General features: G+C 67.7%; 25 protein-coding genes. 12 read left to right on the top strand and 13 right to left on the bottom strand.

Annotation, left to right across the window (positions count from 1 at the left end):
• Positions 1-180: 180 nt before the first annotated feature.
• Positions 181-1,713 carry a family 20 glycosylhydrolase gene (locus Q9R17_RS19040; protein ID WP_308156140.1) on the top strand — a complete coding sequence of 511 codons (1,533 nt, stop codon included), beginning with the start codon at positions 181-183 and terminating at the stop codon, positions 1,711-1,713.
• Positions 1,714-1,817: 104 nt separating this feature from the next.
• On the opposite strand, the gene Q9R17_RS19035 is transcribed toward Q9R17_RS19040, so the two are convergent.
• From Q9R17_RS19035 to Q9R17_RS19020, 4 genes are all read right to left on the bottom strand, one after another.
• A complete protein-coding gene (locus tag Q9R17_RS19035; RefSeq protein WP_308156139.1) occupies positions 1,818-4,487 on the bottom strand; it encodes a TonB-dependent receptor in 2,670 nt (889 codons plus the stop codon).
• Positions 4,488-4,553: 66 nt separating this feature from the next.
• Entirely contained in the window at positions 4,554-5,771 is a 1,218-nt protein-coding gene (locus tag Q9R17_RS19030; RefSeq protein WP_308156138.1) for an MFS transporter, read from the bottom strand.
• Between the two features lie 15 nt (positions 5,772-5,786).
• Positions 5,787-6,734 carry a carbohydrate kinase family protein gene (locus Q9R17_RS19025; RefSeq protein WP_308156137.1) on the bottom strand — a complete coding sequence of 316 codons (948 nt, stop codon included), beginning with the start codon at positions 6,732-6,734 and terminating at the stop codon, positions 5,787-5,789.
• Between the two features lie 60 nt (positions 6,735-6,794).
• Positions 6,795-8,042: an ROK family transcriptional regulator gene (locus tag Q9R17_RS19020; protein ID WP_308156136.1), complete on the bottom strand. Its 1,248-nt coding sequence runs from the start codon at positions 8,040-8,042 to the stop codon at positions 6,795-6,797.
• 132 nt (positions 8,043-8,174) lie between these two features.
• On the opposite strand from Q9R17_RS19020, the gene Q9R17_RS19015 reads away from it, so the two are divergent.
• The 4 genes from Q9R17_RS19015 (at position 8,175) to Q9R17_RS19000 (ending at position 12,370) form a co-directional block, all read left to right on the top strand.
• Complete coding sequence (locus Q9R17_RS19015; protein ID WP_308156135.1) at positions 8,175-10,004, top strand: glycoside hydrolase family 9 protein; 1,830 nt, start codon at positions 8,175-8,177, stop codon at positions 10,002-10,004.
• 254 nt (positions 10,005-10,258) lie between these two features.
• Positions 10,259-10,432 carry a hypothetical protein gene (locus tag Q9R17_RS19010; RefSeq protein WP_308156134.1) on the top strand — a complete coding sequence of 58 codons (174 nt, stop codon included), beginning with the start codon at positions 10,259-10,261 and terminating at the stop codon, positions 10,430-10,432.
• 242 nt (positions 10,433-10,674) lie between these two features.
• Positions 10,675-12,078 carry a hypothetical protein gene (locus Q9R17_RS19005; RefSeq protein ID WP_308156133.1) on the top strand — a complete coding sequence of 468 codons (1,404 nt, stop codon included), beginning with the start codon at positions 10,675-10,677 and terminating at the stop codon, positions 12,076-12,078.
• Positions 12,079-12,127: 49 nt separating this feature from the next.
• Positions 12,128-12,370 carry a hypothetical protein gene (locus Q9R17_RS19000; protein WP_308156132.1) on the top strand — a complete coding sequence of 81 codons (243 nt, stop codon included), beginning with the start codon at positions 12,128-12,130 and terminating at the stop codon, positions 12,368-12,370.
• Between the two features lie 77 nt (positions 12,371-12,447).
• Here Q9R17_RS19000 and Q9R17_RS18995 read toward each other — a convergent pair whose 3' ends face one another.
• Complete coding sequence (locus Q9R17_RS18995) at positions 12,448-13,197, bottom strand: SDR family oxidoreductase (protein ID WP_308156131.1); 750 nt, start codon at positions 13,195-13,197, stop codon at positions 12,448-12,450.
• Positions 13,198-13,291: 94 nt separating this feature from the next.
• On the opposite strand from Q9R17_RS18995, the gene Q9R17_RS18990 reads away from it, so the two are divergent.
• On the top strand, positions 13,292-14,182 hold the full coding sequence (locus tag Q9R17_RS18990; RefSeq protein WP_308156130.1) for an AraC family transcriptional regulator: 891 nt from the start codon (positions 13,292-13,294) through the stop codon (positions 14,180-14,182).
• 15 nt (positions 14,183-14,197) lie between these two features.
• Here Q9R17_RS18990 and Q9R17_RS18985 read toward each other — a convergent pair whose 3' ends face one another.
• Positions 14,198-15,049, bottom strand: coding sequence for a LysR family transcriptional regulator (locus Q9R17_RS18985; protein WP_308156129.1), 852 nt, complete (start codon positions 15,047-15,049; stop codon positions 14,198-14,200).
• Positions 15,050-15,196: 147 nt separating this feature from the next.
• Between Q9R17_RS18985 and Q9R17_RS18980 the strand changes: the two genes are divergently transcribed.
• On the top strand, positions 15,197-15,943 hold the full coding sequence (locus Q9R17_RS18980; protein WP_308156128.1) for a glucose 1-dehydrogenase: 747 nt from the start codon (positions 15,197-15,199) through the stop codon (positions 15,941-15,943).
• 6 nt (positions 15,944-15,949) lie between these two features.
• Positions 15,950-17,362 carry an MFS transporter gene (locus tag Q9R17_RS18975; protein ID WP_308156127.1) on the top strand — a complete coding sequence of 471 codons (1,413 nt, stop codon included), beginning with the start codon at positions 15,950-15,952 and terminating at the stop codon, positions 17,360-17,362.
• Positions 17,363-17,365: 3 nt separating this feature from the next.
• Here Q9R17_RS18975 and Q9R17_RS18970 read toward each other — a convergent pair whose 3' ends face one another.
• Positions 17,366-18,616 (bottom strand): arsenic transporter, encoded by a 1,251-nt coding sequence (locus tag Q9R17_RS18970; protein ID WP_308156126.1) that lies wholly within the window; start codon positions 18,614-18,616, stop codon positions 17,366-17,368.
• A gap of 170 nt (positions 18,617-18,786) precedes the next feature.
• On the opposite strand from Q9R17_RS18970, the gene Q9R17_RS18965 reads away from it, so the two are divergent.
• Positions 18,787-19,395 (top strand): NAD(P)H-dependent oxidoreductase, encoded by a 609-nt coding sequence (locus Q9R17_RS18965; RefSeq protein ID WP_308156125.1) that lies wholly within the window; start codon positions 18,787-18,789, stop codon positions 19,393-19,395.
• Positions 19,395-20,084, top strand: a complete 690-nt coding sequence (locus Q9R17_RS18960; protein ID WP_308156124.1) for a hypothetical protein — start codon at positions 19,395-19,397, stop codon at positions 20,082-20,084. Before Q9R17_RS18965 ends, Q9R17_RS18960 begins: the two co-directional genes overlap by 1 nt.
• A 16-nt stretch (positions 20,085-20,100) precedes the next feature.
• On the opposite strand, the gene Q9R17_RS18955 is transcribed toward Q9R17_RS18960, so the two are convergent.
• Entirely contained in the window at positions 20,101-20,685 is a 585-nt protein-coding gene (locus tag Q9R17_RS18955) for a helix-turn-helix domain-containing protein (RefSeq protein ID WP_308156123.1), read from the bottom strand.
• A gap of 85 nt (positions 20,686-20,770) precedes the next feature.
• Here Q9R17_RS18955 and Q9R17_RS18950 point away from each other — a divergent pair, with 85 nt between their 5' ends.
• Positions 20,771-22,192, top strand: a complete 1,422-nt coding sequence (locus Q9R17_RS18950) for a serine hydrolase domain-containing protein (RefSeq protein ID WP_308156122.1) — start codon at positions 20,771-20,773, stop codon at positions 22,190-22,192.
• Positions 22,193-22,303: 111 nt separating this feature from the next.
• Positions 22,304-23,023, top strand: a complete 720-nt coding sequence (locus Q9R17_RS18945; protein ID WP_308156121.1) for a hypothetical protein — start codon at positions 22,304-22,306, stop codon at positions 23,021-23,023.
• 29 nt (positions 23,024-23,052) lie between these two features.
• On the opposite strand, the gene Q9R17_RS18940 is transcribed toward Q9R17_RS18945, so the two are convergent.
• The 5 genes from Q9R17_RS18940 to Q9R17_RS18920 all read right to left on the bottom strand — a co-directional run bounded on the left by Q9R17_RS18940 (position 23,053) and on the right by Q9R17_RS18920 (position 26,793).
• Positions 23,053-23,505 (bottom strand): MarR family transcriptional regulator, encoded by a 453-nt coding sequence (locus Q9R17_RS18940; RefSeq protein WP_308156120.1) that lies wholly within the window; start codon positions 23,503-23,505, stop codon positions 23,053-23,055.
• On the bottom strand, positions 23,502-23,921 hold the full coding sequence (locus Q9R17_RS18935) for an ester cyclase (protein ID WP_308156119.1): 420 nt from the start codon (positions 23,919-23,921) through the stop codon (positions 23,502-23,504). The genes Q9R17_RS18940 and Q9R17_RS18935 overlap by 4 nt, the downstream gene beginning before the upstream one ends.
• A 139-nt stretch (positions 23,922-24,060) precedes the next feature.
• A complete protein-coding gene (locus Q9R17_RS18930; RefSeq protein WP_308156118.1) occupies positions 24,061-24,867 on the bottom strand; it encodes a polysaccharide lyase family 7 protein in 807 nt (268 codons plus the stop codon).
• Between the two features lie 154 nt (positions 24,868-25,021).
• A complete protein-coding gene (locus tag Q9R17_RS18925) occupies positions 25,022-25,864 on the bottom strand; it encodes a methylenetetrahydrofolate reductase (RefSeq protein ID WP_308156117.1) in 843 nt (280 codons plus the stop codon).
• On the bottom strand, positions 25,864-26,793 hold the full coding sequence (locus Q9R17_RS18920; protein ID WP_308156116.1) for a LysR family transcriptional regulator: 930 nt from the start codon (positions 26,791-26,793) through the stop codon (positions 25,864-25,866). The genes Q9R17_RS18925 and Q9R17_RS18920 overlap by 1 nt, the downstream gene beginning before the upstream one ends.
• Between the last annotated feature and the right edge of the window lie 136 nt (positions 26,794-26,929).

The following is a 26,929-nucleotide window of genomic DNA, read 5'->3' as shown; positions in this document are numbered from 1 at the left end:
GAATCGGCGGGAACCAAAACGAGACGCCCTCCCGGCGGACCGGGAGGGCGTCTTGAATTCGGGGCCATGCTATCAAGGCGTGGCCGGCGGATAAAGCCGCGCACGTGATGCTGCGATGGATGGTGGCCGGAGGGTATTGCGTGCATCATGCGGAACCACTGCCAAGGAGTGCGTTCCCGGATGAAGGCATCACTCAGGATCGACGTTCTGCTCGCCTGCATGGCCCTGGCCGGGATCGGCCACGGCGCACTGGCCCAGGCCGCCGAGGTACGCGACACCACCGTGCGGCCGCTGGTTCCCGCGCCGCAGACATTGACCCCTGCCAAGGGCGAACTGTATTTCCGCACTGTGTCGGTGCAGGCGCAGGGCAGCGCCCCCAAGGCCCGGCAGGCGCTGGACGCTGCGCTGTACGCGCTGGGTATCCCCACGAATGGCAGCGGATCGGGCAACGGAACGGGCAGTGCCACGGTGCGCCTGCAACTGATCGATGATCCGGCACTGGGTGAGGAGGGCTACCGGCTGGTCATCGGCGAGGACATCACGCTCAGCGCCCGCACCGATACCGGCTTGCTGCATGCGGTGCAGACCCTGCGCCAGCTGCTGCCGGCACGACCGCAGCGCGAGCTTCGCCTGCCGCGTCTTTCCATCGCCGATGCCCCGGCCTATCGCTGGCGCGGTGTCTCGCTGGACGTGGCGCGCAGCTTCCTGCCGATGGCCTACCTGGAACGGCACATCGACCGCATGGCGCTGTTCAAGTTGAACCGGCTGCACCTGCACCTGACCGATGACCAGGGCTGGCGCATCCAGATCAACGGCTACCCGAAGCTGACCGAGATCGGCGGGGGCAGCGCGGTGGAAGGCGGCCGTGCCGGCTTCTACACGCAGGACGAACTGAAGCATCTGGTGGCCTATGCCCAGGCGCGCGGCGTGACCATCGTGCCGGAGATCGACATGCCCGGCCACGTGCAGGCCGCCTTGGCCTCGTACAACACGCTGGCCTGCGACAACGTGACCAACCTGGCGCCGTATTCCGGCGTCGAAGTGGGCTTCAGCGTGCTCTGCCTGGAAAAGCCCGAGGCCATCTATCCGTTCGTGCAGGCGGTGCTGGAACAGGTGGTGGCGATCTTCCCCTCCACCGAGATCCACATCGGCGGTGATGAGATCAAGCATCCGCTGTATGCCGATTTCGTGTCACGCGCCGCCGCGATCGTCGATGGCATGGGCCGCACGCCGATCGTCTGGGAAGAGGGCTCGGTGGCCACCCTGAAGCCCAACGCCCTGCTGCAGCTGTGGAACGATGGCTACGACATCGCCCCGGCCGTGGCCAAGGGCCACCCGCTGATCCTGTCGCCGTGTTCCTACCTGTATGTCGACCACGGCAACCATGCCGGGCAGCCGGGTGCTGACTGGTGCCGCAAGGAAGGCCTGCCGCTGCAGCGCGTGTACCAGTTCGATCCGGCGCCGTTCAAGACCGCCGTCGGCATCGAGGCGGCACTGTGGACCGAATTCGTGCACACCGACGCCGACACCGATGCGCGCCTGTGGCCGCGCCTTGCCGCCGTGGCGGAGCTGGCCTGGAGCCCGGCCGGTACGCGCGATTACGCCGGCTTCGTGCAGCGCCTGGACGGCCTGCGCCCGCAGTTGGACGCGCTGGGCGTGCAGTACTACGCCGAACCGGACCTGGGCTGGAACGCGCCGGCCAAGCACAAGTGATCCGCCGCACGATCACCGCAACGAAGAAGCCGCCCTTGCGGGCGGCTTCCTGCTGAGGGCACCGGCACCGCCGTGCCCCTCGGCACGGCGGCGCGCCGTCAGGGTCAGTAGTCGAAGCGCACGCGCAGGCCGACCGTGCGCGGGTCGTTCCAGTAGGCGCGGATGAAGCCGCCGGCATCGTCGGCCCAGTTCTTGGTCATCTTGTCGGTGGCGTTGAGCACGTACAGCTCGGCACGCCAGAACGACGGCGACTGCAGGCTGATGCTGGCATCGACCTTGGCATAGGCCTTCTGCCCGTCGGAGATGTGCGGGTTGTCCAGGTTGCGCAGGGTGAAGTACATCTTGTCCTGCCACTTCACGTTCACCCACGGCACCAGCTCGTAGCCGTTGCCCAGCTTGAAGGTGTGCGAGGCGTTGATGCCGGCGGTGAACTTCGGCGTCATCGGCAGGTGGTTGCCGGTGATGTCGTAGACCTGGCGGCCGGCCAGCGTCGGGTCCGGGCCGGCATACGGTTCCGGGCACGGCACCGCGCCGAACTCCTCGCGCACGCCGCAGTTCCACTCGTCGCTGTAGGTCGGGTAATCCTTGATCTTGCTGTTGATGTAGGAGAAGAAGCCGCCGATACGGGTGTTGGGCGTCGGCAGGAAGTCCACTTCCACTTCCACGCCGGGAATGTTCACCGTGCCGACGTTGACGGTCTGCCACTTCTTGACCACATCGCAGGTCGGGTCCCAGTCCGGGCAGGGCTCGTTGACGTGTACCTTGGCGGCGTAGAAATCGCCGGTCACCTGCATGTCCTTGTAACGGCTGTAGAACGCGGTCACCGCCAGGCTCAGGCGGCGGTCCAGCAGCAGGCCCTTGTAGCCGATCTCGAAGTTGGTGATGGTTTCCGGCTTGTACGGGAAGAACGAGTACTGCGGGCCGGCCGGGCCGTCCAGGCAGACCTTGCCACCACAGATGTCGTCCTTGTCGCCGAAGCCGCCGGCCTTGTAGCCGGTGGACAGCGAGGTGAACAGGATCTCGTCCTCGGACAGGTCCTTGGTCAGGCCCAGCCGCCAGGTGACCTTGCGCCACGACTCCGAATGCGCGTTCTCGGCCGGCGGCCCCCACAGCGCGTAGGCACCGGTGCCACCATAGGGGCCCATCTTCTCGGTCAGGTCACGACCGTTGTGAGGGCGGAAGCCGGGTTCGCCCGGCGTGCCCGGGTTGTACAGGCCGTTGTAGTAGGCCGGGGTCGAAGCATCCCAGCCACCGTAGACCTGGCCGCCACGGTCGGTCTTCTCGTCGCGGCTGTAGCGCGCGCCGATGGTGGCCGTCCAGGTCGGGGCGAAGTGCCAGTCGGCCTGCGAGAAGATCGCCTTGGCATCGATCTGCCGGTTCGGCTGGTGGTAGTACTGGCTGATCGGGAAGCCATAGGGCGCGTTGACCAGCAGCTCCTGGGCGTAGTTGATCGCGTTCTTTTCATGCATCCAGAACAGGCCCGACACCAGGTTCACCCGTTCGCCCTGGTGCTTGAACTGCAGTTCGTGCACGAAGGATTTGTACTTGGAATCCACCGTGATCGAGGTGTTGTCACGGATCGGCCAGACGCCCCAGTCGCCTTCGGCCGGCACCGGCAGGTGGGCGGTCACCTGCGAGGGAATCTCGTGGTAGCCACCATCGTCATCGGCAATCTGCGAGCGCTTCTGCGTGGCGAAGGCCACGTTGTACTCGATGCTGTTGGCATCGTTGAGGAACCAGTTCAGGTTCGAGCGCACCGTGTCGATGGACATGTCGGTGCGGCCGGGCACGTTGATCTTCACGTCCCATTTGCCGCCTTCGCAGGCGAAACGGGTGCCGGCGGCCTGGTCGCAGTCCTTCATCGCCACCTGGCCGGCGCCGGAATTCTGGAACTTCTCGTACGACAGCAGCCATTCCACGTTTTCGGTGACGGCAAAGCGCGCAGCGATGCGTGCGGCCCATTCGTCACGGTTGTAGTAGTAATCGCTGCGCGAGACCTTCTTGTTGCGGCGCTGGTCGACATCGGGAATGCCGTCCGGAATGAAGCCGTGGTCGGGCAGGTTGTAATCGGTGAAGTCCTGCTGCTGGTCGATCCAGCCATCACGTTTGACCTTGGTCGCTGCCACGCGCAGCGCGAAGCGCTCGTTGACGGCGAAGTTCTGGATCAGGTTCACCTGGCGCAGGTTGTAGCTGCCCACCTCCAGCTCGGTGCTGCCGAAGGTGGAATCAAAGCGCGGCTTGGCCGGGATGATGTTGATGCTGCCGCCGGTGGAGTTGCGGCCGAACAGCGTGCCCTGCGGGCCGCGCAGCACTTCCACCTGGTCCACGTCGAACATCAGCGCCAGCGCACCCTGCGGGCGCGGCGAGTACAGGCCGGCCACATGCAGGCCGACCGCCGGGTCGCCGATTTCGGTGAAGTTGTTCGCGCCGATGCCGCGGATGCTGACCTGTACGCCCGAATCCGGGCCGGAGGCGATCTGCAGGTTCGGCATGCTGCCGGACAGGCCACGCACATCGCGGATGCCCTGGCGGGTGAGCGCTTCCTGGGTAACGGCGGTGACCGTCACCGGCGTCTTCAGCAGGTCCGATTCCACGCGTGTGGCCGAGACGCGCACCGTGTCGAGCGTGGTGTGGGCCGCGTCCTTGCCGGGCTTGGGCGCATCTTCCTGCGCGGTGGCCTGGGCAAGGGCGGGCAGGGCGGTACAGCTGAGCAGCACGGCAGCCACCGCGGCGGCGATGCCGGTCGGGCGAACAGCACGGGGATGCTTCTTCATGATGGGCTCCTGGTTGTACGTCGACTCGGGCCGGAGCCCGCGCAGTGGCTGGTGCAGATGCGCCGGTCAGGGCGCAGCGGGGGTCTGTCTGCCGGAATGCAGGGTCTGGTTGCGGACCAGCGGCCTGGCCCAGACGCTGACGCTGAGGATGTAGAGCAGCGGAATGAAGACCAGCGACAGGGCGGCACGCAGCCCCCAGTGGTCGCCGGCCATGCCGATCAGCAGCGGCACGATGGCGCCGCCGAGAATGCCGCTGCACAGGATTCCCGAGAACGCACCGTGGTGCTCGCGCACCGAGTTCAGCGCCAGCGAGAAGATCACCGAGAACATCACCGACAAGAAGAAGCCTGCAGCGGGAAACGCAGCCAGAGAGACCGCTGCAGGCGCAAACAAGGCCAACGCCAGGCAGGCGAGGGCGAGCAGGGAGAACAGCGCCAGCACCAGGCGCGAATCGATCAGCTTCAACAGGCCCAGCCCGGTCAGGCAGCCCAGTGCCATCAGCCCCCAGAAACGGCTGACGGCGATGGCGCCCTGTTCGGTGGCCGACAGCCCGTGGTAGCTGTGCAGGAACTGCGACATCCAGTTGGCGATGGACTGCTCGGTGCCCACGTAGGCCACGATGGCCAGGAAGAACAGGCGCACATCGCGGCGGCGCAGCAGGCTGCGGTAGGTGGTCAGTGTGCCGGCGCGCTCATCGTCCTTCAGTTCAACGGCCGGCAACGGCAACCGGCTGTTGAGCAGCGCCAGCAGCACGAATGCCGCCCCGAAGAACCAGTAGAACGCCAGCCAGGCCAGCGGCTGGCCCTCCACGCCCGGGCGCTGCATGTAGGCGCGGAATGCCAACGGGCTCAGGAACGAGGCCAGGCCGAACACCAGCTGCGCCATCACCGAAAAGAACGCGAAGTGCTGCTCGCCCCCGACCGTGCGCATCAACGGGTTGATCACCACCTGCAGCAGCGCCATGCCCAGGCCGATCACGAACAGGCCAGCCACCACCGAGACATAGCCCGGCATCACGGCAATCGCCAATGCGCCGAGGAGGTTCAGCGCGAAGGCCACGAACAGGGTGAAGCGGGTGCCGCGGATCTCGATCAGCATGCCGCCGGGAATCGAGATCAGGCCATAGGCCAGGAAGAACGAGAACGGCATGAAACCGGCCATCGTCAGGCTCAGCTGGAAATCGGCGATGGCGATGGGCATCAACGGCCCGATCAGGTTGGTGATGAAGGAGATCGCGAACCAGATCAGCAGGATGTAACAGATGATCAACGGCCGATGGGTCATGGTCGTGGCTCCAGGTCAGGAAGACGGCAGCAGGCAGTGGGCCAGCTCGCCCGCCGCGATGCGCTTGCGCGGGAAGCGCTGCAGGACAGCAGCGGCGGTGCGGCAGCCGGCGGCCAGCGCATCGCGCAGCCCGGCCTGGTTGAGGCAGGCGGCCAGGTAGCCGGTGTTGAAGCTGTCCCCCGCACCCACGGTGTCGAAGATGTCGTTGGCTACTTCGGTGGCGTAATGCGTGCTCTGGCCATCGGCATGGCCCAGGGCGCCGGCCGCCCCCAGCTTCACGATCAGGCGGGCGCCGGGCTTGAGCAGCCGGGCCACGCGGTTGACCGCCACTGTCAGGTCCTGGCTGCCGGCAAGGCTCATCACTTCCAGCTCGTTGACCATCAGGTGGTCGCACTGGGCCAGCCAGCCTTCCACTTCCTCCAGCACTTGTGGTGTCCAGCCCTCCGGCGGCCAGCCGGTATCCAGGGCGATCTGGTAGCCCTGCGTGGCGGCATAGGCCAGCAGCGCGCTGTAGCGTTCGCGCAGGCCCGGCAGCAGGAAGGGGGCGGTGAACAGGGCAATGCTGCCGGGCGTGGCCGGCGGCAGGTGCGCCTGCACGAACTGCGGCGACAGGTGCTGCAGGTGGCCGTAGCTGGTGAAGAAGGTGCGCTCGCCGTCGGCATGCAGCAGGCCGACCGACAGGGTGGTGTCGCTGCTGCAGGTCTGCAGGTCCACGGCGATGCCGGCCAGCTGCAGCTGCAGCCACTGGGCCAGGTCATCGCCACCGATCGCGCCGATCAGGCGCGGGCTCAGGCCCAGGTGGCGTGCGGCCAACGCGGAGTTGGCGGCCGAGCCGCCGGCGCGCAGCTCGCTGCGGGGCATCAACTGCTCGGTGCCGATGCGGGGCCAGGCGTCGAGCGTGCCCAGGACAAGGTCCACGCTGACGTCACCAACAATACTGAACTGGGGCTGATCGTTGCTCATGGGCCGACTATAGGCAGCCCGATTTCAGCCTGTCAATACATATATCCAGTGGAAGTTTAATTAAATACGGCGGCCTCCCAGTGCCGCGCGGCGGCCCAGCAGCTCGGCCGGGGCGTCGGTCGGGTCGTCTTTCTGCAGCACATCCAGCCGCGGCGACAGCAGTTCGTGGATCGGCAGTACCGCCGCCCCCAGCAACGAACAGTCCTCTTCGCGCTGGGACATCATGATGCGTGGCAGCTCGGCCACCGGCCGCCCACGTACCGAACGGTGCAGCGGGTGGGCCAGTTCGACCAGGCGCTGTACCAGCTTCTGCGGGGCCGAGCCCCCGATGACGATCGTCTGCGGGTCAAGCAGGTTCTCGATCATGCACACCGCATCGCGCAGGCGCTGGCCGGCCTGGGTGCACCACTGCTGCAGCGCCTGGTCGTCCGGATCGTCCAGGCGTGCCAGCAGGTCCGCCGTGCGGATCTGGCCATCGTCCAGGCCGAGCGCTTCGGCCAGCGAATGCAGCGAAAGGTAGCGCTCCAGGCAGCCCTGGTTGCCGCAATAGCAGGGCGTTCCGCCCGGCACCACCGGCACGTGGCCGATCTCGGTGGCATTGCCATCGGCACCGCGGTAGGTGCTGCGGCCGACGATCAGCGAACCGCCCAGGCCCATGCTCAGGTGCAGGTAGAAGAAGTTGTCCAGGTGCCGGGCCACGCCGTACAGCGTTTCGCCCAGCGCGCCGGCCACGCTGTCCACGCTGTGGAACAGGGGCAGCCCGGTGGCTTCCTGCAGCTGGTCCAGGATGGACAGGTCCTTCCAGCCTTCCAGCGCGGTGGGGCCGACGAAGCTCAGTTCGGTGTCGCCCAGCGGGCCGGGCAGGGCAACGCCGATGCCCCACAGGCGCGAGCTGGCCTGGCGGCGCAGCGTGGCCACCAGTTCCAGCAGGCCGGCCAGCAGCTGGGCACGGTCGCACCCCTGCAGCTGCACCTGGCAGCGCGCATCGATGCTGCCGACCAGGTTCACCAGCGCACCGCTGGCGCGCCCGGGTTCCAGGCTGATGCCGATCGACTGCCCGGCGTCGGGGTTGATCTCGAAGGCGATCGGCGGCTGCCCGCGCGATTTGAGGTCCTTCTGCCGGCGCGACACGATCAGGCCGATGGATTCCAGTTCATTGGTGATGTTCGCCACCGTCTGCGGGCTCAGCGACACCTTTTCCTGGATGTCCTTGCGCGAAGCGGCCCCGTGCTGGCGGATGAAATCCAGCACGAGGCGGCGGTTGTAGGGGGCGCTGGATTGCTGGGTGGCGCCGCGGCCAAGGTTCATAGGCGTTGAAACCAGGGGTTCGTGGGGGAGGGTAGTATCGCCCGACTATTCATACATCCATGTGAAGTATTTATTGACGGGCAGCGACAGCTCGGCTAGGTTCCTGTGCCTAGTCTATCCGGAACCATGCACATGACCCTTCTGTCGCAGTCCCGCAGGACCAGGCTCCACCTCAGCGCGCTGGCGCTGGCCCTGTCAGCCGCAGGCAGCGCCCATGCCGCCGCGCCGCACACCGCCACGGCCAAGGTTTCCGTTCACCTGCCCACCGCGCCGTTGCTGGTGCAGATCAACCAGGTGGCCCTGGAACGCACCGGCCCCAAGCGGGCCATCGTCGAATATGCCGGGCAGGGCAGCGGCGGTACCTATACCGTGCTGCGCGACGGCACGCCGCTCGCCCAGGGCACGCTGCAGCCGCTGCCGGCCTTCAGCGAATGGGGCAAGGGCAAGCAGTACTACAGCGTCGATTTTTCCAGCGCCGACCAGGCCGGCCGCTATCAGGTCGACGTGCGTATCGGCAGCCGGCAGGCCAGCTCCGCGCCGGTGGTGGTGGCTGACAATGCGCTGTTCGCCACCACGGCCAAGGCGCTGCTGGACTACTTCCACCGCAGCCGCCATACGGACCCGGCCGACCGCAGCGTGCGCATCTTCCAGACCAACCGCAAAGTCGATGTCTGGGGCGGCTGGCAGGATGCCGGTGGCGACAAGGGCAAGTACCTGTCCCACCTTGGCTACGCCAACCATTTCAATCCGCAGCAGGCGTCGATGGCGGCCTGGGTGCTGGCCTATGGCGCCGATGTGCGCAAGGCGCGGTTCAGTGCGCAGGGCCTGCAGGCCCAGGTGGAAGACGAAGCCTTCTGGGGCGCCGACTACCTGCACCGCATCCTCGATGCGCAGGGCTACTTCTATACCACCGTGTTCGACCAGTGGGGCACCCCGGGTGCCGAACGCATGGTGACCGGTTACGAAGGGGCGGCCGGTACCTACACGCCCCTGTACCGCTCGGCGTTCCGTGCCGGTGGCGGCATGGCCATCGCCGCGCTGGCCCGCGCCTCGCTGCTGGCCAGGAACAGTGGCCGCCATGGCGAATTCGACGGTGCGCAGTACCTGGCCGACGCACAGCGCGCCTACGATCACCTCCGCCGCTTCAACGCGCAGTACGGCGCCGATGGCAAGGAAAACATCATCGACGACTACACCGCACTGATGGCGCTGGTGGAGCTGCACCATGCCACCGGTGAGCAGCGCTACCTGGATGATGCGCGCGCGCGCGCGACCAGCCTGATGGCGCGGCAGACGCGCGATGGCGGCTTCATCAGCGATGGTGGGCAGCGGCCGTACTACCACGCCGCTGAAGCGGGCCTGCCGGTCATCAGCCTGGTGGCCTATGCCGCCATCGAACCAGACACACAACGCCAGCAGCGCGCCCGTGCGGCGGTCACCTCGGCGCTGGCCCACGAACTGGCCATCACCGGCAGCGTGGCCAACCCCTATGGCTACGCGCGCCAGCGCTTCCAGCTGACCACCGGCGGCAAGGCCAGCGGCCCGGTGCTGGAAGGCTTCTTCATTCCACACCGTAACGAAACCGACTACTGGTGGCAGGGTGAAAGCGCGCGCCTGGCCTCGCTCAGTGCAGCGATGACGGCCGGCGCCGGCAAGCCGCTGTCCACCGCGCAGGCCGCCTACGCACAGGACCAGCTGGACTGGACCCTGGGCCGCAACCCCTATGGCATGTCGATGCTGTACGGCTTCGGCGCGAAGAATCCGCCCATCGTGCTGGAAAGCGCCGGCGAGATGTTCGTCGGTGGCATCTCCAATGGCATCACCGGCGCGGTCGGCAGTGACCGCGGTGCGGGCATCGCCTTTGCCCCGGGCCCCAATTCGGAGCAGTGGCGCTGGGTGGAGCAGTGGATTCCGCACACCACCTGGATGCTGTACGCGGTGATGATGGCGGGCGAGGGCTGAAGCCACCGCGCCTTCCGTTCTGGCCGCCGGCCGGGCCTGCGGCCCGTGCCGGCGGCCTGTTGTGTAACCGTGTTTGATGGGGCGCGACCGCCCTTGACTGCCGGTGGGGACTTTGTCACCCCGGGCGCCCGGCGCTTGCCTCCGGCCTCAGCCACGCCGTAAGTAGTAACCACGCGTACCGGAACCACCGGCCGCCCCGTTGCTGCCGGTGCCTGCCGCCAGTCCGTTCCCTTCTACTGGCCGCTCCCTCCGCCGTGCTCGCCCTGGACTGCCTGCTGGTGCTCGCCGCCGCCCTGATGGCGCTGCCGGGCATCGTCACCCTTCTTCTGCGCCTGTTGGCCCTGCTGGGCTGCCACCAGCTGGGCCAGTTCGTGCGCCGGCGGCGGCGTGGCCTGCGGCACCTGCTGGCGCGCCTGGGACGGCGCTGAGCCCGGCCGGCACCGGGCAGGCGCCGGCCCACCCCACGTTGAGTCCCCGCCGCAAGTGCGGCAAGCTGTCCGTGCCAGCCCGGGGCAGGGGTGCCCTGGGCCATCCGGCAACCCTCATGTTTCGATGAGGTCGATCGCTTATCGCAACTGGCCCAACGTTCCAGACGACGTGTAGCCCAGGCATGGCATAGGGGTCCGGCAACTGCGTTTCCCCTCTGCCACACACTACAGGGGAAGAAGCCATGAACAGCAGGATGATGCGTGTGGCGCTGCTGCTTTGCGCCCTTTTTGCGTGCGCTGCCGCCAGCGCACAGGTCCAAGTCGGATACTGTGATGATGGCGTGGCAAATCAGCGCTATCCGCTTTTTGAATTCACCAACGTCGCGCCCAACGGTTACTTCTTCAAGACCGCCGGGCTGCAGGTCTACCAGAACGGACGGAACAAGCCGCCGACCCTCGTGCCGGCCGCACCGGACCCATCGGGCATGCACCTGCTGGCGGTGCAGTCGGGCATTGCCGGGCTGCAGTTCTGGATCGCACGCAACGGCGATTTCATCACCATCGGCCAGAATGGCTGGGTCAACCGCATCGGCGGCTGCGCCTTCAGCGCCGATTTCGCCAATCAGTTCCCACGCCCGATGCCTACGCCCCCCACGCAGTTTGTTGGCTATGCCATGGGGTTTGAAGGGTCCGTGCTGGCCGGTGATGTGCCCGGCCTGAACCCGGCGCCAAGCATGATCGCGCCGGGCGCGCTTCCCTCGCACCTGTTCGGCGAAGGCGTGCACATCTCCAGCCCGGTACTGGTGAAGGAAGCCGCATTGCCCACGTGCCTGGCAGGGGCAGGTGGCAACGGGGCGGCGTTCTACGATTGCGTCCTGAAACAGTCGCTGGGCAGCAGGGAACAGAAGATCTACGCGTGCAGCCAGACCAGCCTGACCCGCAACGAAACCGCGCTGTGCCTGCTGGCGGCCAACATGGGCGGGCAGGAACAGGCGGATCTGCAGCGCGTACGCCAGTGTTATGCCAAGCATCAGACCAACTGGAATGCCTATCCGCTCTGCCTGGCCGAAGGGCGTGTTGATCCGAAGATCATGAGTCTGGTCCAGTGCGCGCGCCAGAACCTGCAGACCGGGCAGCAGCCCAGCTACTGGAACCTGGGAGCGTGCGCCTTCGGCCCGATGCTCTGGCAACAGCTCAACCCCAACGCCGAAGCCACCATCGCCATTGAATGTGCCATGCAGACCGGTGGCAACCCCAAGGCATTCGCGCTGTGTACCGGCGGGCGGCTGTTGATTTCCGAACTCGACAAGTGCCTCACCCAGGGTGTCGGCAACAACGGCTGCTTCGGCAAGAACAATACGATTTCCCAGGCCTATCAGAAGATCGACGATGAACTGGCCAGGGCGCTGGGCAAATCGAACCCGGCCTACACCGCTTGGCGTGCCGCGCGGCTGGCCAGCGACCCGGCGATGATGGCCCGTGCAGCGGTGGACGTGAACAGGGAAATCGGCCGGCTCAGCTCCAACCTGAGCGCCGAAGCCGGCCGTGCGCTCGACAATTTCGGTGCCACCGCGGCCGATCTCATCCCACGCGTGAAGGTCGGCACGCCCCGGGGAAAGATATTCGGGAAGAAGTGGAGCCTCTAGCCGCACGTGCTCTTCCACAACCACACCGGAGACGCCCATGCATCGCACTATGCTGCTGCCGGCCTTGGCCATGTTGGTGATGGCCGGCTGTTCGAACGTCACTCCGCTCCAGCACCAGAAGGGGACTGACGCCCCCGATGCGCTGCACTCGGGGATCGATCCGCAGGTATTGAACGCCTGCTACGTCCAGTGCAACAAGGATCTGGATGCGTGCCTGCCGCATGCCGTCAGCCCCGAAGCCCGCACCGAGTGTTCACGCACCTACACCCAATGCCGTCGTAACTGCGAATAGCCCCTTGGCCGGCCATCCACCGGCAATGCCCCGGGGCGGCAGGAATTCCCTGCCGCCCCGGGACGGGCCCACAGCCCTCAGCCCACGGCGGCCATCCATGCCTGTGCATCGGCACCGGCGGCTGTGCGCACCGGCGTGGCAGGGTCGGTCACGGCCTGCCACACCGCCTCGGCCACATCGGCCGCTTCGGTGATCGGCCCGCTTGCATCACGGAAGCCTTCGATCACACGGGCCACCAGCGGCGCATAGGCCGGGTGATCCTGCCCGCCCAGGTGCGGGCCGGCATTGGCGCCGAAACGCGTGCCCGGTGCGCGGCCGGGCAGCACCAGGCGTACCCGTACCCCGAAAGGTTCCACTTCCAGCGCCAGGGACTGGGTGAACGCATTCACCGCCGCCTTGCTCGCGCTGTACACGCCCACCATCGGCAGCGGCCGCAACGTGACCGAAGACGTGACATTGACGATCACGCCACTGCCGCGCTCGCGCAGCTGTGGCAGCACCGCCTGGGTCATCGCCAGCGTGCCCAGCGTGTTGGTTTCAAACAGGGCGCGAGCGGTATCCAGCGGGGTCAGTTCCACCGGCACAGGTGCACCGAAGCCGGCATTGTTCACCAGCGCGTCGATCGGGCCGGCCTCGGCCACCGCATGCGCGATGCTGGCCGGGTCGGTGATGTCCAGCGGCAGGATGCGCAGGTGCGGCGATGCCGGCAGCAATGCCGGACGCGGGGTACGCATCGTGGCAACGACATGCCAGCCACGGGCAAGGAACAGCTCGGCGGTTTCCAGGCCGAAGCCGGAAGAACAGCCGGTAATCATGACAGTCGACATCAGGGGCATCCAAAGGATCGGGGGATCAGGATCGCCGCAGATGGTCGGACGCACTACAATCAAACGTCCATTGTTTCCCATAGAACGTCCTGTCATGGCCGATCCGTTGACCGAGATCGTGACCCTGCTGCACCCCACCGCCCGCTTTTCCAAGCGGCTGGAGGGCGCCGGCCACTGGCGCATCGAGCGCGAAGGGCAGGGCGATCCCTTCTATGCCGCTGTACTGCAGGGGCAGTGCCGGCTGTCGGTGGATGCTGGTCCGCCGGTCATCCTGCAGGCGGGTGATTTCGTGCTGGCACCGGCGGTGCACACCCTGGTGAACACCAGCCTGCACGCCCCGCCCGATACCCCGGCCAGCCTCCCCGTGCACCTGGGGGAAAACCAGTTCCGCATCGGCACCCCCGATGGGCCGGCCGAACTGCACATGCAGATCGGCCATTGCCAGTTCGGCTCGCCCGATGCGGCCCTGCTGGTGCCCCTGCTGCCGCAGCTGGTCCGGGTGCGCGGGCAGGCCCGGCTGGCGGCGCTGGTGCAGATGGTCGGCGAAGAATCCCGCGCACAGCGCCCCGGGCGTGATGTCGTGCTGGAACGGCTGCTGGATGTCCTGCTGATCGAAGCACTGCGCAGCCAGTCCGGGCCCGCCGATGGCGGGCTGGTGCGCGGCCTGGCCGACGAGCGCCTGGCCGGCGCACTGCGTTCGATGCATGCCCGGCCCGGCCACGGCTGGAGCGTCGCCGGCCTGGCCCAGGAAGCGGCCTTGTCGCGCTCGGCGTTCTCGGCCCGGTTCACCCGCGTGCTGGGCATCGCGCCGATGGAATACCTGCTGACCTGGCGCATGGCACTGGCCAAGCGGCTGCTGCGTGCCGGCGGGCTGGGCCTGGAGCAGGTTGCCGAGCGGGTAGGGTACGCCAGCGCGGAAACCTTCAGCGTGGCCTTCGCGCGGCATGCGGGGATGTCACCGGCGCGCTTCCTGCGCCATGCCTGAGGGCGCCCTGCGCCGTCAGCCGTTGGCCGGCATGTCGCCCAGCACGGCATCGGCAATGTCCAGCAGGGCACGCAGGCGCGCCATGTGCCGCAGATCCCGGTGGTAGCCCACCCAGATATCCCGTGATGGCGGCGTGCCCGGCCCATCGATGCGCTGCAGGCCCGGCACCGCATTGCCCACCGGCACAGGCAGCACCGCCATACCCAGACCGCGTGCGCACAGCTGGGCCTGCACCGAACGGCTGGTACTGGTGAACACGCGAGGCGACCGCGGAAACCGTTCGAGCAGCCAGGCCACGTCGGGGAAATGTGACTGCGCGCTGTTCATCAGGATCAGGCCGACCGAGGCCGGATCGCTGCGCACCCCATCGGCGGTGGCGGCCGTGCCATACAGGCCGTAGTGCATCGTCATGAGGCGACGCTGGACGATATCCGGTTCGCTGAAGGGCACGATGCGGAACGCTACATCCGCATCACGGCGTGACAGATCCAGCAGCCGGTAGCTGGCGATCACCTCCGGTACCACCGCCGGGTGCCGACAGGCCAGTTCCACCAGCACCGGCGCCAGCACATGCCCGGCAAACCAATCCGCTGAGGAAATCCGCAGGAGGCCTTCCAGACCGCCCTGGGTGCCGGCCAATCGGCGCTCCATGGACAGTGCTGCCTCCTCCATGGCCTCGGCCAGCGCCTGCACCCCATCGCCGGCATCGGTCAGCACCAGCCCCTCACGGGTTCTGCGGAACAGGGCCTGGCCGGCCTCGTCCTCCAGCACCTTCACCCGGCGGCCCACCGTGGGATGGCTCACCCCCAGGCGCCGCGCGGCTTCCCCCAGCGAGCCGCTGCGGGCCACCGCCAGGAAGATGCGCACGTCACTCCACTCCATCCAAGCATCCGCCGTTCAAAAATGTACAAAGAATATGCATAAAAGCCACTCCACAAACAATCGTGCAGGAAGCACGATGCCGGCCTGCCGCCTCAACGGCGCGCACGACCCTTTCCGGAGTGGAACACCAACATGAGCAGTCTGAGCAACAAGGTCGCCCTGGTTACCGGGGCGTCAAAGGGAATCGGTGCGGCCATCGCCCGCCGTCTGGCCGCCGATGGGGCCAAGGTCATCGTCAACTATGCCTCCGCCAGTGCCGAGGCAGACAGCGTGGTTGCCGGCATCCGCGCGGCGGGCGGCGAGGCGCTCGCCATTGCCGCGGACGTGCGCAGCAAGGTCCAGGTCGATGCCCTGGTGCGGGCCACGATTGATCATTTCGGCCGGCTGGACATCGTGGTCAACAACGCCGGCGTCTACGCCTTCGCCAGCATTGAAGACAGCACCGAGGAACGCTACCGCCAGCAGTTCGACATCAATGTCCTCGGCCCACTGCTGGTGACCGGCGCGGCCGTGCCGCATCTGGGCAACGGCGCCAGCATCATCAACATCAGTTCCTTCGTCACCCGCATCCTGCCTGTCGAAAGCGCCATCTATACCGGCACCAAGGGGGCATTGGACGCCATCACCGGCGTGCTGTCCCGTGAACTGGGTCCGCGCGGCATCCGCGTCAACGCCGTCAATCCCGGCCTGATCGAAACCGACGGCACGCATGCGGCCGGTGTGATGGGGTCTGAATTCCAGGCCTGGAATGAGGGCCTGACACCGCTGGGCCGTATCGGGCAGGTGCAGGACATCGCCCCGATCGTTGCCTGGCTGGCTTCCGATGATGCCCGTTGGGTGACCGGCGAGGTCCTCCTGGCCTCCGGCGGCATGCGCTGATACGCCATGGCACCGGCTGATTCCACGGCCACGATGGCCAGCCTCGATCCACGCCGCTGGCTCGCCCTGCCGGTACTGTTGATCGGCACGCTGCTGCCACCGCTGGATTTCTTCATCGTCAACGTGGCCCTGCCTGCCATCCGTGACGACATGGGCGCAGCCTCGGATGTCGCCCAGCTGGTCGTGTCGGTGTACGCCGCCGCCTACGCCGTCACCCTGATCCTGGGGGGGCGGCTTGGCGACCTGTTCGGCCGCCGGCGCCTCTTCATCACCGGGCTGCTGGGCTTTGGGCTGGCATCGGCGCTGTGCGGGCTGGCGACGTCGACAGGCGGGCTGGTGGCGGGCCGGTTGTTGCAGGGCATTGCAGCGGCGGTCATGGCACCACAATCGCTGGCATCGATCCACGTGCTGTTTCCCGCACACGAAAAAGGGCGCGCGCTCAGCCTGTATGGCGCCACGATCGGTTTGGCCGCCGTGGGCGGCCAACTGCTGGGTGGGCTGCTGATCACCGCCAGCCCGTTCGGCCTGGGTTGGCGCAGCGTATTCCTGATCAACCTGCCTATTGTCGCCACCGCGGTGCCGGCAGCGTGCGGGCTGCTGCGCGAAAGCCATGGCCAGCGCGCCGCACGGTTGGATGTCACCGGCGCCGTGCTGCTGGCGGCAGGCCTGCTCGCGCTGGTCGTACCACTTATCGAAGGGCGCACGCACGGGTGGCCCGCAGGGTACATCGCGCTGCTGGCCACCAGCGTGCCGTTGCTGTGGCTGTTCTGGCAGCATGAACGCCAGCAGGAGCACCGCGGCGGCAGCCCGCTGGTGGTGCCCACCGTGCTGGCCTCGCCGGGCCTGCGGCGAACGCTGCTGGCAACGTTCTTCTTCTATGCGCTGGCCGCCTTCTTCCTGGTCTTTGCGATCTACGAACAGGCTGGGCTGGGCCACGACGCACTTGCCGCCGGGCTGGCGGTGCTGCCTTTGGGGGCGGGCTTCTTCCTGGGCCCGCTATGCGGCCCACGCATCGCGCGGTGGCTGGGCGCGCGCACCGCTGCCGCCGGCATGGCGATGGAAAGTGCCGGGCTGGTGGCGACGGCGGTGTCCGCCCTGGCCGACCGGCCATCCTGGCTGCCGGTGCCGCTGTTCCTCATCGGTATGGGGCAGGGTATCGCGCTGCCTGCTCTGGTGCGCCTGAGCGTGGATCGGGTCGATGTGCGTTGGGCCGGGCTGGCGGCGGGGCTGGTCAGCGCAACGCTGCAGATCGGGGCCGCCGTATCGGTTGCCCTTGTCGGCGGTGTGTTTTTCGCGGTCGCCCCCGATGGCGCTGCACCCGGCACGGTGCGTGAGGCGTTCGCCATCGCCACGCTGCTCATTGCCTGCGCATTGGCGGTCGCTGCGGGCCTGAGCGCCCGCGCCGCCCGCGCAGCGTGAACTTCATCCCAACAGCAGCAAGGCCAGCACCAGCGCCGGCGGCATCACCCACAGCCCCAGGCGCAGGAAGCCCAGCGCACTCACCTGCTGGCCTTCGCGGCGAAGCGCGAGCAGCCACAGCATCGTCGCCAGCGAGCCGGTGACCGACAGGTTCGGGCCTAGGTCCACGCCGATCAGAAGGGCCGCCCGCGCCTGCATCGGCAGGTCCGCCATCTGGCCGACCGATCCGGCCACCAGGCCGATCGGCAGGTTGTTGGCCAGGTTGCTCAGGCCGGCCGCCGCCAGCCCGGCCCACCATCCGGCTGCCGTGGGCGAGGCCTGCGCTACCGATTCCAGCGCCTGTGCCGCCAGCCGAATCACCCCGGTCTGCGCGACGGCTTCGACCAGCACGAACAGCCCCGCCACCAGGGGCAGCACGCCCCAGGCCACATGGCGCAGCACCGGCAGCGGGGTGCTGCGGCGGCGCAGGTGCACGGCCAGCAGGGTCGCCAGGCCCGCCGCGAACGTCACCCAGCCCAGTGGGCCCTGCAGGGCCGATGTCACCAGCAGGGCGATGCCGGTGGCCGCCACCCCCAGCGCACACAGCCGGCCCTCGGCAGACAGCGTGCGCGGTTCCAGTTGCACGGCCACCGGCATGGCGATGTGCCTGCGCTGGGTGAACCGCAACGCCAGGTAGGTGGCCACGATCGCCCCCAGCGACGGCAGGGTGAACTGCCGCAACCAGTCCCACAGCGATGGCATGTGCGAACCAAACACCACCAGGTTGGCGGGGTTGGAAATGGGCAGCACGAAGCTGGCCGCGTTGGCGATGAAGGCGCACACGAACAGATAGGGCAGCGGATCGGTGCGCGCCGCGCGGCAGGCCGCGTACACGGCCGGCGTCAACACCACCGCAGTGGCATCGTTGGACAGGAAGATGGTCACCAGCGTGCCCACCAGGAACACCAGATCGAACAGCCGGCGCCCCGAGCCGCGGGCGTGCCGCACGGCATACAGGGCCAACCAGTCGAACAGCCCTTCCTGCCGCGCCAGCTCGGCCAGCACCATCATGCCGGCCAGGAACAGGTAGACCTCCTTTCCCTGGGCAATGGCCCAGGCCGCCCCCTGCAGTGGCAGCAGGCCGGTGAGGACCAGCAGCAGTGCCGCCCCCAGCGCCCACACGTACTCGGGCACGCGCCAGGGGCGGAAGAGGATGCCCTGGATGGCGACGGCGGCGATGCCCCAGATCAGCAGGGATGAAGAAGGCAGGGGCATGGCAGCGTTCACGCGCAACGTTCAGGGGTGGGGCCGGCCTGCAGGGCGCAGGCACGATGGTCGCAGGCGTCAGGGACGCGGCATGATACCCGGCCGGTGGTTGCACGCCGCGTCAGCGTGCGGCCGCCTGCATCGCTCCATTCCGCACCGATCACCCCGGGAGTACCAGGATGTCCCTTGCCCCCACGCCGCTGCGCGTACTGGCCTTCGCTGGCAGCCTGCGCCGCAACAGCTACAACCGGCGCCTGCTCGATGCCGCGGCCGAGGCCGCACCGTCCGGCATCAGCGTGACCGTGCACGACAGCATCGCCGATGTGCCGCTGTTCGATGAAGACCTGGAAGCCGGTACGGCCGGCGGGCCAACCGGCGTGACGCGCCTGCGCGCCGCCATTGCCGCCGCCGATGGCGTGCTGATGGCCACCCCCGAGTACAACCAATCGCTGCCAGGCGTGCTGAAGAACACCCTGGATTGGCTCTCACGCGACGATGCCCGCTACGGTGCCGTCCTGGCAGGCAAGCCGGTGGCGATCATGGGCGCCACCCCTGGCCACTGGGGCACGCGGCTGGCACAGTCGCAGCTGCGCCACGCCCTGGCGGCGATGGGCGCACTGACCATGACCGCCCCCCAGCTGTACATCGCCGAGGCCGGCACCGGCATCGAACCCGGCACCGGCTATGCCGATGCCGCCACGCTGAAGCGGCTGCAGCGGTTCCTGCAGGGCTTCGATGCCTGGATGCGCCTGCTGCGCGGCGAACACCCACCTGCAAGGGAGACATGATGCGAACCACCGGACGCGTGTTGATGGCCCTGGCCGCCGTACTGACCACGACCGTATGGGCCGCCGAGCCCGCCGCCCCACGGCGTCCCTCCGTGGAGCAGCTGCAACCGCTGATCGTCAACCGCGCACCACAGACACGCGTGGACACCCCGGACAGGGAACGCATCACCGCCCGGCGGCTGGATATCGTCGATGACAACGGCGTGATCCGCATGACCCTGTCCGGGCAGACACCCGCGCCGATCATCGATGGGATCCAGTACAAACGCGCGTTCAACGTCGCGGGCATGGTGCTGTACGACGACAAGGGCAGCGAACGCGGCGGCTTCGGCACTGCCGATGTGAACGGTGGCATGGCGGTACTGGCGCTGGACCACCCGGCCATGGATGCCATCGGCTGGCGCGTATCACCCGATGGCGAGGTGCGGTTCTCCATCAACCAGGCCCCGCCGCTGGTGCGCGAGCCAAAACTGGACAACCGGCTGGTGCCCGGCGTGCAGACACCCACGCGGATCACCCTGATCGTCGGCAGCAATGGCACACCGGCCATTGCCCTCAATGACGCCCAGGACCGGGCGCGCCTGCGGCTGACGGTCACGCCGGAGGGCTACGGGGCCATCGAATTCCTGGATGCGCAGGGCAGGGTGGTGCAGACCCTGGCGCCGGAAGCGGACGCCGCCCGCCGCTGAAGCGGGCACCCGGCGTTCATTCCCCGCGCCGGGCCGGCACCTGGGTGAGCACCACCGTCATCAACATGCTGTCACCCGCGTCGCCGGCTTCCAGGCCCGCCTGCTCGAGCGCATCGATCAACGCATTGAGGCGCGCCAGCCGCGCCGCGTCCGCGCGGAAGGCCAGGTGGCGTACCGTGCAGTTGCGCTGTGGGCCCTCGAAACGCGCCGCCGCGCTGGTCACCATGGCGGCAAACGCCCGCAGGCTGGCCCCCACCGCACTGGCCGCCACCTTGGCCAGGTTCCTGCGCCCGCTGGCGGTGCGCATCGCGTCGGCCGATGACAGCTGCCGTGACACCACGGCGTAGACCGCCTCCGGCCGGCGCCCGGTGGCGCGCTGCCCGACCACGGCGATCAGCCCGGCGTTTTCCAGCTGCACCATGTGGTGGTACAGCGCCGTAACCGGGCGGCCAAGCCGCTCGGCCAGTTCGCGTGCGCTGGCCTGACCGTCCACGTCCAGGCGCTGGATGATCGCCAGCCGCGTGGATGAGGCCAGCACGCCAAGCTGTGCGGGCGTCAGCGCCAGGGCGGCGACAGGGGGGCTTGCGGGGGCCTTGCTCATATTTCAAAATATAGATCAAATTTGAATAATAGGGCAGATCGACATGAATCCCCGGCACGTTCGTCTGGCGGCACGCGGCCTTCTGTTGGCACTCATCGCGTGTGGCAGCGCCGCCGGGGCCGCCCCGGGCGCCCTGGCCACGGCGCCGGTGGCACCGCTGGACGCTGCGACCGCACAGCGCATCGATGCCCAGGTGCAGCAGGTCATGCAGCGTTTCGCGGTTCCCGGCGCTGCGCTGGCCGTCATCCAGGATGGCCAGCAGGTGTATGCACGCGCGTATGGCCTGCGCGATCGCGAGCGCAGGCTGCCGGTGCGCACCGATACGCCGTTCGAGATCGGCTCGATCACCAAGCAGTTCACGGCCGCCGCGATCGTGCAGCTGCAGGAAGCGGGCAAGCTGAAGCTGGATGACACCCTGGCCACCTACGTGCCCGATGCCCCGCACGCTGGCGCGGTGACCTTGCGGCAGCTGTTGTCCCACACCAGCGGCCTGCACGAGTACTTCGACGGCCCCGAGCAGGAGGTCGACCAGCGCATCACGCAGCCGGCCAGCTATGCAGAGATCATTGCGCGCATCGCCGACAGGCCGCTCGATTTCGCGCCCGGCTCGCGCTGGTCGTACTCCAACACCGGTTACCTGCTGCTGGGCAAGGTGATCGAAACCGTCTCCGGGCAGTCCTACCGTGCGTACGTACAGCAGCACCTGCTGGACCCGTTGGGCATGCGCCATACCTTCACCCTGGCCGACAAGAACCGCCTGTCCGGCATGGCCGTCGGCTACCGGCATGAAGCCGGCGCACTGAAGCGCTCCCCGTACTTCCACCCGGACTGGAGTGGCCCGGCCGGCTTCCTGGTCAGCACGCTGGATGACCTGGCCCGCTGGGATGCCGGCCTGAGTGGCGGCACGATCGTGTCCAGCGCGGGCTATGCCGACATGACCACGTCGGTCAGCATCGCCGATGGCAAGCCCGCCGATTACGGGCTGGGGCTGTTCGTCAACACCGTCTACGGCCAGCCCCGCATCGGCCATACCGGCGGTTCGCAGGGCTTCACCACTGCAGATGAGTACTTCCCGGCGCAGAAGCTGCGCATCATCGCCTTCACCAACCTGGGCGACAAATCGCCCGAACCGGGCATCACCCTCACCAACGCGGTATTCGCGGCGCTGCAGCCGCAGCAGGTGGCGGCCTGGGAGCAACCGGTGGCCGGTGAGCGCGCCGATGTCACCGCCAATGCACGGGCGTCGTTCCAGCAACTGCAGGCCGGCGCAGGCTATGGGGCGTTCAGTGCCAGCCTCGGGCAGCGCCTCGCGGCCGGGCTGGGCGCCGGCCTGAGCCGCAGCCTGCGCGGCTACGGCGCCCCCACCCGCATGGTGTTCAAGGGTGACCGGCAGGGCGAACGCGGGACGCTGCACGACTACGTCGCCGAATTCGGCCCCGGCGTGTTGATGCCGTATACCGTGCGCGTGGACGAGGACGGCAAGGTGGTGGCGTTTGCACTCGATTGAGGCCCGGATGACAGGGTAGACGGGCGGCACCGCGTGTTGCGAGGCACGCTGGCGCAGCGCTAGTCTGCGCAGCACGGTGGCCAGCTGCGCCATTCCAGGGGAGGAAAGACAGTGGACAGGGATGTTGTCGCAACAGAACGGACCGGTGGCCTGCCAGAGGCGCAGGCGCTGAGCTTCTCGTGGCTGTATCAGCAGGTGCAGGCCTACGTTGACCAGAGCATCTACCCTAAGGCCTCTCGCCTTGAACAGGCGGCATTCCGTTACGCCATTGCCGCGGCCATCCTTGGCATCCTGGTCGGCCTGTTCGGGCAGAAGGTGATTCCGTCGGCCTGGGCGCTTGTCATCGCCATCGTCTGCCTGGCAGTGGAGATCGGCGGCATGCTGCTCGCCTATGTCCTGATGCTCCGCCGCGAGTGGCGGCAATACGCCACGCCGCGCCTGAACCACGCCGCCGAGATGGATGGCGACTTTGCCTGCTGGCTGCAGGTAATCAACCAGCTGCGCAGCTTCCCCCGCCAACAACGGGAGCAGCGGTTGCGCTTTGCCACCACGCTGCGGCAACGCATGGGCGAACGGATGGGGCTGATGTACGGCGGCATGGACAAGCTGGGGCCGTTCCCGTTGCTGATCGCCCTCTACCTGCAGTTCCGTGGGTGGGAATGGGGCGACTGGGCCGGCGCGTTCGACGTGAACCTGGTAACCGGCGTGTTGCTGCTGGCCATCTTCATGATGTACGGCGCTGGCCTGCTGCTGGTGGCAATCCGCATCCGGCTCGATACCTATATCGGCCTGCTGCAGGCGTCACTGGAAGAGCAGGGCGCCGGGCAGTAGCGCCGCTGCAGGCCATTTGCCCTACCGTTTCATTCGGCGTCGATCAGCCGCAGCAGCAGCGGAAGGGCCCGCTCAAGGTCGGCCTGCTCCTTGGCCGACAACCGCGATTCAATGGCCTGTGCCAGCCAGCGTGAGCGGATCTGGCGGTCCTGCCGGGCGGCGTGCCAGCCGGCATCGGTCAAGGTCATCAGCACGCTTCGGCCGTCGGCAGGGTCCGGCTTGCGCTCGATCAGCTGCTCCTGTTCCAGCCGAGCCAGCACCAGGCGCATGGACTGATGGGTGACGCCGCGGTTTTCGGCCAGGGCCGCGATGCTCAATGAACCCGCATGGGCAAGATCGGCCAGCGCATCGGCCTGTGCATCACGCGGGGAGCCACTCTGGCTGCGCACCGTGCGCACGAAGCGCCCGATGGTTGAACGCAGCGTCTCGGCCAGGACCTCCGGGCTGTCGCCGGCAGGCGGGCGGCGCGGCGGCCCGCTCATGCCGACCTCAACTGCGCCAGTACCTCGGACAGGGTGTTCATGCCCCAGTGCTCGGCATAGCGCCCGTCGCGGACGGTCACGATGTCGATGACATCGATATGCACCTCACGCCCGGTGGCCGGCACGCCCATCAGCGCACCGGTGTGCCGCCCGTGGATCGTCTTGCGCGTGGTGACCTTCTCGCCCTCGCAGATCTGCTCGTGGATCTCGACCTGCAGGCCGCTCAGGGCGGGCCGCAGGTAATCCTCGAACGTGATCCACATGCCCGAACCATCACGCGGCGCGCCGGGAGGGGCCGACCAGTTGATGAAGTCAGGCGCCATCAGCGCCTGGAACGAATCGAGACGTCCCTGCTCGATCACCTCATGATTGAAGCGTTGCACGACCTGCTTTGGCGATGGCGATGCGGTGTTCATGGCAGCTCCGTTGACTGCCGGACGAGAGTGCCCGGGCCCGCAAACAATACAGCTTAACTGTATTGTTGCAGCCCCAGAAGCCGCCGGGATTCAGCTGCCGTATGGCTGCCGATTGCCCGCGTGATACAGGCGCACAGCCTCACCGGTAACGAATGTCCAGCGCGCTGTACGCCACGATGGCCGTGCCGCCGTCCGGGCTTGAACTCTGGTTGTAGTTGCCGGCCTTGAAGTACAACGCCACATCGCTCCATCCCGACGCCGGGAAGTCGAAGTGCTGGGTCGAGGTGCGGCCCTCGGCAGCAACGGTGATCCGCAGATGCATGCCGGTGCCCATGCCCTGGGCCTCGATCGTGTAGCTGATCTTCTGGCCAAGCGCGACGCCGGTCAGCAGGGGCGTCCTGTTTTCCGGATCACCGTAGTGTTCCTTCGTTCCGGCCACGATGGCCCCATCGTCCCAGCGCAGCTTCAGCAGTTCCGAGCCCCCGGCCTTGTCGCCATGGATCTGGGCAATGATGATCGAGCGTGTCTGCGGGTTCTGCACGATGTAGGCGTCGCCCGACTGGGTGATGTCGAACGTGCTGCCCAGCATGAAGTTGCGCTTGGCCCTCAGCTCCACCCGGGGGTAGTGGCTGTTGGGGGTGCTGGCAAACCCGGACGGCACCCGGAACACCACCGCGCCTTCCGGCGCGCCGCGATGGCAGCTGGCCGGTTCGAAGCAGTTCGAATAGAAGTAGCGGTTCTGCAGGATGTTGGTGATCTGCACTTCTTCCGGCCGATCCTGCGCATCGAAATCCTGCAGCAGGTAGTTTTCGGCAATCTGCGGGAAGTTGCCGCCCGGTACCTGCATGATGTCCAGCGGCAAGGCGGCCGCGCAGAACGGCAGAACCCCAGCAGCGGCCACCCAGGTGACACACCGCCCGATACGGCCCCGATCCAGCCTTCGCATTGCCTGATCCTCATGAAAGTACAGCGGTCACCGGAAGGCACCGCCCGGAACAGCGGTGCACGCGGCCGACGGCGCGCGACACGTGCAGACTAGCGAAGTCCTGGACGGCCGGGTTTGCGGAGTAGGGGCGGAAGGCCGGGCATTCCTGCGGACATTACTGCCCGTCGCGCAGGCGGTACCGCTCCATCCAGTCCAGCGACCGCGCGATGCCCCCGAACGGGAACAGATGCAGGCCGACCGGCGCCGAAGTCCCGGCCAGCCCGGCAGCCAGGCGATCGACGAACACATCCGGCCCGGCGGTGCCGAGCAGCCGGCCGATCGAAATACCGTACCGGGACAGCACCGATGCGCTGGCACTCACCCCGCACATCGCCGCATAGCGCGCGAGCAGGGGGATGCTGGCCGGTCCCGGTACGCCGATCCGCACCGGGTGGCCGATGCCCTGTGCGCGCAGCGTGTCCAACCAGGCCAGCACCACGCCGGCATCGAAAGCGAACTGGGTGATGATCAGCGGCGCCATGCCGCGCTGCTGGATGTCCCGGCACTTGTCGCCCAGCACCTGCCAGCCCTGGGCTACCGTCATCGCCGGATGGCCTTCGGGGTGCCCGCCCACGCCCACCATGCGGATGCCGGCACGTTCCAGCAGGCCCGTTCCGATGAGCGCGGCACTGTCGGCAAACGGGCCGGCGGGCACCGGCGGATCACCGGCAATCACGAAACAACGCTCAACCCCGGCGTCGGCGACCGCCCGCTGCAGGAAGCGGTCCAGTGCGGCCAGCGAGCCGATGCGCCGTGCGGACAGGTGCGGCATCGGCGTGAACCCCAGCTCGCGCACGGCCCGCGCCGCTGCCAGCCGCGCGTCGTCATCCTCGCGTGGCAGGTAGGGAATGGAGATCGCCGTGCCCGGACGGATCCGGCCCGCCACGGCCGCCAGCGCGGGGATGTCCTTGGCCGTCACCTCCAGCGTGCAGGTGTCGACCAGATCGCGCGCGGCCATCAGTCTGTGCCGGTGGCAGTGGCAGTGGCAGTGGCAGTGGCGGCCGGCGGGCCCTTGCGGGCCAGGTCAACGAAGGCGCGCAGGTAGTCGATGGCGGTGTCCGAGGCGCGCGCGCCCAGGTAGATCTGCTTGGGAATGCCCTTGGCACCCAGCCGCACCGGCACGACCTCCATCTTGGCCGCGTATTCCTCCACCAGCCAGCGCGGCATGGCGGCCACGCCCCGGCCACTGGCCACCATCTGCATCATGATGTCGGTGGTTTCGATGCTCTTGTGGCGGCGCGGCGTCACCCCGGCCGGCAGCAGGAACTGGTTGTAGATGTCCAGCCGCTCGAACGGCACCGGGTAGCTGATGAGCACTTCCTGGGTCAGCTGGCGCGGCTTCACGTAATCCACCTTGGCCAGCGCGTGGTCCTTGGCCACCACCAGCACCTGCTCGTAATCGAACACCGGCACGAACGTCAGCCCCGGCTTCAGCAGCGGATCGGGCGTGACCAGCAGGTCGATCTCATAGCCGAACAGGGCGCCGATGCCGCCGAACTGGAACTTCTGCTTCACGTCCACATCCACATCCGGCCAGGCGGCCAGGTAGGGCGAGACGATCTTCAGCAGCCACTGGTAGCAGGGGTGGCACTCCATGCCGATGCGCAGCGCGCCACGCTCGCCCTGCGCGAACTGGCCCAGCCGTTCCTCGGCCAGGTCCAGCTGCGGCAGCACCCGGTTGGCCACCGCCAGCAGGTATTGGCCGGCCTGGGTCAGGCGCAGGCTGCGGCCTTCGCGCAGCCAGACATCGGTGCCCAGCTGCTGTTCCAGCTTCTTCATGCTGTGGCTCAGCGCCGACTGGGTCAGGTTCAACACGCCCGCCGCGGCCGTCAGCGACCCCTGCTGCTCGACCTGCTGCACGATGCTGAGGTGGATGCGCTCAAGCATGACGATGAATCCCACTCATGGATATGTGAAGTAAAACCATTTTACGTCATGGACAGGCCTGACTAGCATCGGCACATGCCTTTGGTTGTTCCTCACCCTGGCCACCTGGCCGGGCAGGGGAGTGCACCCCAGCGGT

The sequence above is a fragment of the Stenotrophomonas sp. 24(2023) genome (genome assembly GCF_030913365.1).
In the GTDB taxonomy this organism is placed as follows: Bacteria; Pseudomonadota; Gammaproteobacteria; order Xanthomonadales; family Xanthomonadaceae; genus Stenotrophomonas.
The sequence above is the reverse complement of the archived record's forward strand: the minus strand, read 5'-3'. Positions and strand labels throughout refer to the sequence as shown.